This window comes from Photorhabdus viridis (assembly GCF_040256935.1).
Classification (GTDB): domain Bacteria; phylum Pseudomonadota; class Gammaproteobacteria; order Enterobacterales; family Enterobacteriaceae; genus Photorhabdus; species Photorhabdus viridis.
Genome location: NZ_JBEJZY010000162.1, coordinates 1 through 1,179 on the forward strand (window position 1 = coordinate 1; position 1,179 = coordinate 1,179).

1 protein-coding gene is annotated in these 1,179 nt (G+C 48.6%); it reads right to left on the reverse strand.

Annotation, left to right across the window (positions count from 1 at the left end):
- Nucleotides 1-99: 99 nt before the first annotated feature.
- A complete protein-coding gene (locus ABR397_RS22690; RefSeq protein ID WP_350307684.1) occupies nucleotides 100-1,104 on the reverse strand; it encodes an IS110 family RNA-guided transposase in 1,005 nt (334 codons plus the stop codon).
- Nucleotides 1,105-1,179: the final 75 nt, after the last annotated feature.

The window sequence follows — 1,179 nt, forward strand, 5'->3', positions numbered from 1 at the left end:
AGGTTTCTCATCAGGCCGGTAGGCCGTTCATGTCATCAATTATCAGTCTTCGCAAAACCTGTGGGGTCTCGTTTCAAATTTGTTCACAATAGGCTTGATTTAAGCTTCAAATACCGTGTGTTTTGTCGTAATAGCCCAGGCTATCCGGGCAAGTTTATTAGCCAATGCACAGGCCACAATATTAGAATGCTTTCGTTCAAGTTGCTGCTTAACCCAGTCAGCCAGTTTGCCCTTTCTATGCTCAATATGCATTATGAATGTTCGGGCACAGAGCACCAACAGTTGCCGGAGTGTTTTGTTACCCCGTTTACTGATCCCCAATAAGGTTGTCTTTCCTCCGGTACTGTACTGGCGGGGCACCAATCCCGTCGAGGCTGCAAAATCCCGGCTGTGTGCGTATTGTTTCCCATCGCCCAGTTGTGAGGAAAGCACACTCGCCGTGATGGGGCCAATGCCGGGGATCGTCATCAGCCGTTGTCCGATATCATCCTGAGCAATCTCCTGTGATAGAGCAGTTTCAATTTCGGTGATTTGCTCAACCAGATAGTGATAATGTGCCTGTAACCGCAGTAATACCTGCACCAAATAAGGAGGAAGTTCATGTTCAGCCAGCACAGCAGAGAGCCGTTTTATCACGGCAATCCCCTTGGGCATGCTGATACCAAATTCAAGCAGGAAAGCCTGCATCTGATTGGTGGTTTTGACTTTATCCCGGACCAGCGATTCCCGGACACGGTGCAGGGCGCGCATGGCTTGTTGGGCTTCTGTTCTGGGCTGAACAAAACGCATTGAGGGCCGTGAAGCAGCTTCACAGATAGCCTCCGCATCAATAAAATCATTCTTGTTACTTTTGACAAAAGGGCGGACAAACTGCGGTGAAATCAGCTTGGCCTCATGCCCAAAATCGGCGATCCGTCTTGCCATGAAATGCGCGCCCGCACAGGCTTCCATCACCACTATTGCCGGAGAGCAGCCAGCTAAGAATTCCATCAATTTAGTTCGGGTGAATTTTTTACGTAGCAGGGCTTTCCCCGAATGATCCTGACAATGGACATGAAAGGAATGCTTGCCGAGATCGATACCAATCAGTGCGATAGTGTTCATGATGATGGCCTCTTAAAAAAATAAATCACACGCTGTCAATATATCGCTAACAGGGTGAGGGCGACCATCTCATTA